At 71.3% G+C, this 7,888-nt stretch carries 6 protein-coding genes; 5 read left to right on the top strand and 1 reads right to left on the bottom strand.

Annotation, left to right across the window (positions count from 1 at the left end):
* The first annotated feature begins 430 nt into the window (after positions 1 to 430).
* The 5 genes from ACYVE9_RS10365 to ACYVE9_RS10345 are packed head-to-tail and all read left to right on the top strand — an operon-like array spanning position 431 to position 7,126.
* Positions 431 to 1,252 carry a hypothetical protein gene (locus tag ACYVE9_RS10365; protein ID WP_461027479.1) on the top strand — a complete coding sequence of 274 codons (822 nt, stop codon included), beginning with the start codon at positions 431 to 433 and terminating at the stop codon, positions 1,250 to 1,252.
* Positions 1,242 to 2,516, top strand: a complete 1,275-nt coding sequence (locus ACYVE9_RS10360) for a hypothetical protein (protein WP_461027478.1) — start codon at positions 1,242 to 1,244, stop codon at positions 2,514 to 2,516. The genes ACYVE9_RS10365 and ACYVE9_RS10360 overlap by 11 nt, the downstream gene beginning before the upstream one ends.
* Complete coding sequence (locus tag ACYVE9_RS10355) at positions 2,513 to 4,051, top strand: SCO6880 family protein (protein ID WP_461027477.1); 1,539 nt, start codon at positions 2,513 to 2,515, stop codon at positions 4,049 to 4,051. Before ACYVE9_RS10360 ends, ACYVE9_RS10355 begins: the two co-directional genes overlap by 4 nt.
* A gap of 18 nt (positions 4,052 to 4,069) precedes the next feature.
* Positions 4,070 to 5,500 (top strand): ATP-binding protein, encoded by a 1,431-nt coding sequence (locus tag ACYVE9_RS10350; protein ID WP_461027476.1) that lies wholly within the window; start codon positions 4,070 to 4,072, stop codon positions 5,498 to 5,500.
* Positions 5,501 to 5,503: 3 nt separating this feature from the next.
* Complete coding sequence (locus tag ACYVE9_RS10345; RefSeq protein ID WP_461027475.1) at positions 5,504 to 7,126, top strand: type VI secretion protein; 1,623 nt, start codon at positions 5,504 to 5,506, stop codon at positions 7,124 to 7,126.
* On the opposite strand, the gene ACYVE9_RS10340 is transcribed toward ACYVE9_RS10345, so the two are convergent.
* Positions 7,096 to 7,551 carry a GNAT family N-acetyltransferase gene (locus ACYVE9_RS10340; RefSeq protein ID WP_461027474.1) on the bottom strand — a complete coding sequence of 152 codons (456 nt, stop codon included), beginning with the start codon at positions 7,549 to 7,551 and terminating at the stop codon, positions 7,096 to 7,098. The two genes, ACYVE9_RS10345 and ACYVE9_RS10340, sit on opposite strands and share 31 nt — an antisense overlap.
* Positions 7,552 to 7,888: the final 337 nt, after the last annotated feature.

Here is a 7,888-nt window from a genome sequence, read left to right as displayed (position 1 = left end):
CCGCCCGGCAGGCCACCGAAGGTCGGCGTCCCCCTCGTGCCATGCCACCCAGGTGTCGCGTCCGCGCGCCCCCGACCCGGCGCGGCTCAGCCCGGCCCGGCCCGGAAGCGACACCGGCGAGAACCGAAAGCGGAACCCGGAGGGGCCCGGGGCGAAACCGGAACCGACGCCAGACCGCCCCGCGTCCACCCCCAGCCGGCGCACGCCCGGCTCACACCGGCTCATCCCCGGCTCAGAGCGGCGAACAGATGGACGAACGGCTGCCCAGGCAGGCCCGGAGCAGCACGACGGACGCGCTCACCGGGAAGGCGTCTCACTTTGCTTTCACATCGTCACACTCCGCCCATGGGACGGGCGTCGGCATTACCTTCGGTTGAGGGGACAATGGACAGCGGTGGTTGGCGGCTGAGCCTGAGGGGGCACGCGCAACATGAGTATGGGCGGCGACGGTTACGGCGACGAGCGCGAGTACGCGGACTCCGGTCGCCGCGGCACCCGCACCCGCCTGCCCGAGAGCGAGTCGACCGGCGCGAGATCCCCGGTGGTCCGCCCCGGCAAGAGCCTTCTGACAGTGGTCGGCGTGGTCGTCCTGCTCGTCGCGGCACTGGCCTTCGCCACCCGAAGCGGAAGCGGCGGCGAGGCCGACGACAAGCCGGCCGACCAGGCCCGGCCCACCGCCCCCACCGGCGTGGCCCCCGTGCAGGGCGCCGGCGGCATCCCCAGCGGCTTCGCCCGCACCGAACAGGGCGCCCAGAGCGCCGCCGCCAACTACGCGGTGGCGCTGGTGTCTGCCGAGATCATTCAGCCCGGCGCCCGCCCCGAGATCGTGCAGAAGGTGTTCGTGCCGGCCAAGGCCGATGACATGCGGGCTCGGATGGACAAGGCGTATTCCGCTGCCTTCCTCGACAAGCTCGGTCTTCAGGATGACGGCACCGCACCATCCGGATCGACGTATGTCTCACGTACCGTTCCGGTCGGAACGAAAGTCGTGTCCTACAGTTCGGAGTCCGCCGACCTCGAGGTCTGGTGCACGGGCATCTACGGCCTGGCCGGCGAGGAATCCACCACCCCCGTGACGACTGACTGGTTCACGATGAAGCTGAAACTGGCATGGGTGGACGGGGACTGGAGGGTCGAGAGCTTCGCACAGGAAGCAGGCCCGGCCCCAGTGAACGGTGATCTCAGGGCGTCCAGCGCGGACGACATCGCGGAAGCGGTCGAGGGGTACGGAGGGTTCACCTATGCCAGGTAGTCGATGTGTCCGCGTGGTAGGGGTCGCGGCGCTCGCCGCAGCGACACAGTTCGTCAGCGTCGTCTTCGGCACGCGTGCGGTCGCCGCACCTTCCCCGTCGCCCTCCCCCACACCGGCTGCGGAATGCGACCTGATCTTCGGCCCGGCCCGCGAACGTTGCGAAGGCGAGGCTTCGGGCGGCGGTACCGGGGACGGCGGCGGGTCGCAGACGCTCCAGAGCCTGGACCCGCTGTCGTCCCTGGCGAAGGGGTGCGCGGAGGCGGCCTCGTGGATCGTCGGCAAGCTGTCCGAGGCGGTCGCGCAGACGGCCGAGGTGGACTTCACCAACGCCGCGTTCCTCCGCCAGTACGCCGTGGTCTTCGCCGCCTCGACGATCCTCACGCTCGTCCTGTGGCTGCTGGCGGTGGCCAAGCGGGCGGTCCGGGGCGTGCCGCTGACCACCGCGCTGTCCGAGGCGGTCGGCTTTCTCTGGCTGGTGGTGCTGGCGTCCGCGTTCACCCCGCTGATCCTGTACACGCTGGTCTCGGCCACGGACGCCGTCACGGACATCCTGGCGGCCGGCACGGGCTCGCAGACGGACAAGTTCTTCGGCTCGTTCGCCGAAGCCCTGGAGAAGGGCGAGGACATCGGCGGCGGCCCGATCATGCTGATCGTGGTGTCGCTCGTCTCGGTACTGGCCGCCGGCGTGCTCTGGCTGGAGCTCGTCATCCGGGCCGCGCTGCTCTACGTGGGCGCGCTGCTGGGCGTCGTGGTGTACGCGGGCCTGGTCGACAAGAACATGTGGTCGCACGTGCGCCGCTGGGCCGGAATCATGATCGCGGTCATCCTCGTCAAGCCGGTCATCGTGATCGTGCTCGGGCTGGCGGGCGCGCTGGCCACCGACGAGGGACCGAACTCCTTCTCGGCGATCGTCTCCGGGCTGGCCATCATCCTGCTGGCGATCTTCGCGTCGGCGATGATCTACCGCTTCGTGCCGGGGTTCGGCGACGACATCGTCCGGCACCGCAACGCCACCTCCGACCCGGCCTCCCGCAAGGCGGTGGCCGCGATCTCGACTCCCGCCGCGATGCTGCGGCAGGGCATCAACACGCACAGCAGCCGGGGCAGCGGCGGCGAGCGCGGCGGCAGCACGCCCCGGCAGCCGAACCCGGTGGCCGGCGGGGTCGCCGCGCACGGCAGTCGTACCGGCACGCCGGCCGGCCCGCCCCCGCAGCGCCAGGCACCCGGCACCACGAGCAACCGCACCGGAGGTGACCGCAGGTGACGTCCTCCGCCCACCACCTCGCGCCGCGCCGCACCTACACCATCGGCCGCGCCCGCCCGAACGCCATCGTCGGCAAGAACCGGGAGACCGGAGAGATCGCGCTGATCGTCATCGGGGCGTTCTTCGGCATGATGAGCGGTCTGCTCGTGCCGGTGCTGTCGCTGCGCATCGTGCTGCTCGTCGGTTTCCCCATGTTGTCCCTGGCAGCCGTCTACGTGCCGTACGACGGCCGTACCTTCTATCGGTGGTTCGAGATCAAGCGCTCCTATCGCAGACTGCGCCGCAAGGGCGCCACCTACCGTTCCGGCGCCGCCGAGGCGGGGGTGAACCTGGACGGCCGTGAGGTCGAGATCGGCCCGCCGCCCGGCGTCGGCCGCATCAACTGGATCTCGGCGCCGTTCGGCCCGGACGAGATCGCCGTGCTGCTGCACGCCGACCGGCGGACCGTGACGGCGGCGATCGAGATCGAGGGCCCAGGTGTGGGCCTGCGGGACAGCGAGGACCAGGAGGCGCTGGTCGACCGCTTCGGCACGCTGCTGAAGCACGTCGCCAACGGGGACGGGTACGTCGTCCGGCTCCAGATGCTGGCCCGCACGCTGCCCGCCGACCCGGACGCGCACGCCAAGGACGTCGCGCAGCGCGGTGACGAGCGCGCGGCGAGCTGGTTGCAGGAGTCCTACGAGCAGCTGCAGTCGATGGTGTCGACGTCCAGCGAGCAGCACCGCGCCTACCTGGTGGCGTGCATGCGCTACGGGCGTGAGCTGGCCGCCGAGGCGGCCACGATCGCCAAGGCCAACAAGCGCGCCAAGCTGTCCCGGGACGAGGGCCTGGCCGTCATCATGACGCGCGAACTGACCGACATCTGCGCCCGGCTGGCCGAGGCGGACATCCGGGTGCGGCAGCCGCTGGGACAGGCCAGGCTGTCGTCGCTGATCCACTCCATGTACGACCCGGACCACCCCATCGACCACATCCAGGCCATGACGAAGCGCAACGCCTGGCCTGCCGAGCTGGACGCCACCGAGGCCACGTACCTCCAGGCGAAGACCCGCGAGTCGAGCACCCGCGAGCCGTGGTGCCACGCCACGGCGTGGGTCAAGGAGTGGCCGATGACGCCGGTCGGCGTGAACTTCCTGGCGCCGCTGCTGGTCCACACCCCGGACGTCATCCGTACCGTCGCCGTGTGCATGGACCTCGAACCGACCGAGGTGGCCATCGAGCGCATGCTGACGGAGAAGACCAACGACGAGGCCGAGGCCAGCCGCCAGGCGAAGATGAACCGGACGATCGACCCCCGGGACATCGCCGCCCACGGCCGGGTGGACCAGCGCGGCGACGACCTGGCCAGCGGTGCCGCCGGCGTCAACCTGGTCGGCTACCTGACGGTGTCGGCCCGCAACCCGGACGCGCTGGCCCGCGACAAGCGCACCATCCGGGCGTCGGCCGGCAAGAGCTACCTCAAGCTGGAGTGGTGCGACCGCGAGCACCACCGGGCGTTTGTGAACACCCTCCCGTTCGCCACTGGAATCCGCTGATGAGGAGGCCTTCCCCCCATGGCCGCGTTTGATCCGCTGACCGCCATCACCGACGCCTTCACCAGCTTCCTCTTCGGCAAGACGGAGACCACCCGGCTGCCGGCCCGCACGTCCACCGGGCAGGCCCAGGCCGTCTACCTGCCCACCGCGGCGCCCGGGCTCGGCGACTCCGGCGTGATCATCGGCCGCGAGGTGTACAGCGGCAAGGGCTACATCTACGACCCGTTCCAGCTCTACGGCCAGCAACTGCCCGCCCCGCACTGGCTGGTGCTGGGTGAGTCCGGCAACGGCAAGTCCGCGCTGGAGAAGACGTACGTGCTGCGTCAACTCCGCTTCCGCGACCGGCAGGTGGTGGTCCTGGACGCGCAGGGTGAGGACGGCGTCGGCGAGTGGAACCTGATCGCCGAGGAGATGGGCATCACGCCCATCCGCCTCGACCCGTCGGCGGCCCTCAACCAGGGCATCCGGTTGAACCCCCTGGACCCGTCCATCACGACCACGGGCCAGCTCGCCCTGCTGCGGACCATCATCGAGGTCGCCATGGGCCACGGCCTCGACGAGCGGGCCGGCTTCGCGCTCAAGGTGGCGCACTCCTTCGTCAACGCGACCATCGCCGACCGGCAGCCGGTCCTCACCGACATCGTGGAGCACCTGCGCCACCCGCGCCCCGAGTCGGCCCTGGCGATGAACGTGGCGCTGGAGGACGTGCGGTCCTGGGGGCTGGACGTGGCGCTGGTCCTGGACCGCCTCGTCGACGGTGACCTGCGCGGCATGTTCGACGGTCCGACGACCGTCGGCATCGACCTGGACGCGCCGCTCATCGTCTTCGACCTCTCGCACATCGACCGGAACTCGATCGCGATGCCCATCCTGATGGCCATCGTCGGTGTGTGGCTGGAGCACACCTGGATCCGGCCCGACCGGAAGAAGCGCATCTTCCTCGTGGAGGAGGCGTGGCACATCATCAACAGCCCCTTCGTCGCGCAGCTCTTCCAGCGGCTGCTGAAGTTCGGCCGCCGCCTCGGTCTCTCCTTCGTGGCCGTGGTGCACCACCTGTCGGACGTCGTGGACGGCGCGGCCGCCAGGGAGGCCGCCGCCATCCTGAAGATGGCGTCCACCCGGACCATCTACGCCCAGAAGTCCGACGAGGCACGCGCCACCGGTCAGGTCCTCGGGCTGCCACGGTGGGCGGTGGAGATCATTCCGACGCTCACCCCCGGCATCGCCGTCTGGGACGTCAACGGCAACGTGCAGGTCGTCAAGCACCTCATCACCGAGGCGGAACGCCCGCTGGTCTTCACCGACCGGGCGATGACGGAGTCCTCCCCGCGGCAGGGCCCGCCGGAGGCCACCGCTCTGGAGGAGATCGACGAGGCGCTCGAGTCGGAAACGGAGAACCGGGCCATCCACTTCGACGAGCTGGCCACGGCGGACGAAACGGTGGCCTGACCCATGCCCCATGACCTCCCGCCCGCCGCTCGCCCCACCGGCCCGGGCCCCCGTGGCGGCGGGGTGCCCGACTCGTTGCTCGTCGGCGGGCTGGCCCTGCTGCTGAGTCTGACCCTGCTGACGTGGACGGCGGCCGGCTTGGCCGGACTGTTCTCGCACGGCAGCTGGCCGTCCGGCCTGGGCTTCACCCGCACGCCGCTGGCCCTGCGCGCACTGGTGACCGAGCCCGGCGACCTGGCCGCCGCCTGGCCGTCCGCCGAGGCGGCGACCCTGCCGCGGCCCGGCCTGTTCTGGGGAGTGCTGATCAGCCAGCTCCTCGTCCTGGGCACGGTGACACTGGCCGTCGCCGTGTCCGTCAGCCGCCGAAGAGCGCTGCGCAAGGCCGCCCGCGCCGACGCGCACCGCACGCCCGACCCGCGTTCCGCTCCCCTCCCCGGATCACCCGCCGCTCACGAGGTGCCGGCCCCCACCGCAGCGCCCCTCACCGAGCAATCGGTCCATCCCCACAACGGCCGTCCCGGCGTTCCGACCGAGCCGCTCGACCGGCAGGCGTCCGAACCGCACGTTGGGCAGGCCGGTGAGCCGTCCGGTCCGGAGCCTGCGGCGCCGTCCGGTCAGCGCCCGGAGCCGCTGCGCGCGCCGCAGCCGCCGGCGTTTCCCCTGCCCGCGCACGACGAAGCTCCGGACCCCCACCCCGGGCTTCGTCTGCGGCACGCCGCAGATCCCGCGGAGGCCCTTCGGGCCGCTGAGGGGCCCGCCCTGGTCGTGACCGCCGACGTGAGCCTGTGGCGGGAGACCGTGGGCGCCCGCAGCAAGCTCGGGCCGACGTACCTCTACGACCCTGGCCACCTCACCGAGGCTCCGGTTCGGCTCAGCTGGTCGCCCGAGCACGGCTGCGCCGACCCGGCGACCGCACGTAGCCGCGCGGCAGCCCTGCTCACGCCGGTCCGCAGTCCAGCGAGGGCCGACGAGACCACCCACGCGGCCGCCGAGACGATCCTCCGCTGCTGCCTGCACGCGGTCGCCGTCAGCGGCCGGCCCTTCCGCCAGGTGCACCGCTGGACGGCCACCGGAGCCGTCGGTGACGCCGTGCGCATCCTCCGCAAGGACCGCGGTGCCGCCGCCGGCACCGCTGGCGAGCTGGAGGCCATGCTCATCGCCCACCCGGAACGCCGGGACCAGGCCATGGAGTTGATCCGCCGAGCCCTGGCCTCCCTCTCCCAGCTGCACGTGCGCAACGCCTGCACGGCCAGTCGAATCGACACCGCCGCACGGGAGTCGTTCCTCCAGGAAATGGGCACGCTCTATCTCATGGGTGAGTCCGTCGAGGTCCCGCGTCGCGCGCCCGGCACGATGCCGCTCCTCACCGCCCTCACCGAGAACGTGGTCGAGCACGGCCGGCGCGTGGCCGAACGGTCATCCGCCGGTCGGCTCGACCCACCACTGACGTTGATCCTGGACGGCCCTGCCACGGTCGCCCCACTGGCGGGCCTGCCGGCTCTGCTCAGCCACGGTGCCGAGAACGGGCTCCGGGTGTTCGCCTACCTGCGTTCGATGGACCAGGCCCACGCCTGGTGGCCGCAGTTGGGCGCCAGTCACTCGGGCCGCAGCAGTTCCATCCGGTAGGCGTGGAGGCCGGGGGACCGAGGGTCCGGTTCACGTTCCCCGGTCCGGACGAACCCGCGTGAGGCGTAGAAGCGTTCCGCTCGGGTGTTGTCCTCGTGTACGTGCAGCAGCAGCCGATCGACCGAGGCGTGCTGCCAGCACCATCGCACCGCGGCGTCGAACAGCAGCCCCGCCAGCCCGGTTCCACGGTGCCCGGGCCGTACGTACACACCGACGAGCAGGGCGTGATCGGGAAACAGCCGCGCCACCACCATGCCCGCCCAGGCCCCGGCAGCCGAGGCGTCCAGCCCCACGAACGTGGCGCCGGCCGCGGTGCCTTCGCCCTCTTTCGCCTGCTGCTGCCATTCCTCGTCCGGACGCCCGGCTGCCTTGACGTAGGGCGTGAAGAACGCGATGGGCGCGAGCGGGTCAGCCAGCGCCGCCAACCTCAGCTCCCTGAGCTGTCTCCACTCCCCCGACCGAACGGTCCTGACCTCATAGCCCATGAACCGAGCCTGCCTGACGCGCACCACCCGGGCAACGCGATTCCCGCCCCCGACGGTCCCGCCGACACCGTGCTCCCGACCGGCCGGTCCGCAGAGACCGTTGCCGGCTGGTGCGTGCTCGACGCAGTCGTTGTTTCTCACCGGCCAGGCTCTGCTCGGGCCGTGTTCCGCTCCCGCATGTCGCTGAGGCGGTCACCAAGAATCGTCCGGAAAATCGCCCGGGAACGCAAAAAGGCCCGGGTCCCTGGAATGAATTCCAGGGACCCGGGCCCAATAA

Source organism: Streptomyces sparsus, from assembly GCF_054776295.1.
Note: the sequence above shows the minus strand (reverse complement) of the source record. Positions and strands in the feature narration are given on the sequence as shown.

Bases quoted from the DNA above. Each gene is read 5' to 3' on its own strand.
- ACYVE9_RS10365 (WP_461027479.1), top strand. From the start codon at position 431: ATGAGTATGGGCGGCGACGGTTACGGCGACGAGCGCGAGTACGCGGAC.
- ACYVE9_RS10360 (WP_461027478.1), top strand. From the start codon at position 1,242: ATGCCAGGTAGTCGATGTGTCCGCGTGGTAGGGGTCGCGGCGCTCGCC.
- ACYVE9_RS10350 (WP_461027476.1), top strand. From the start codon at position 4,070: ATGGCCGCGTTTGATCCGCTGACCGCCATCACCGACGCCTTCACCAGC.
- ACYVE9_RS10345 (WP_461027475.1), top strand. From the start codon at position 5,504: ATGCCCCATGACCTCCCGCCCGCCGCTCGCCCCACCGGCCCGGGCCCC.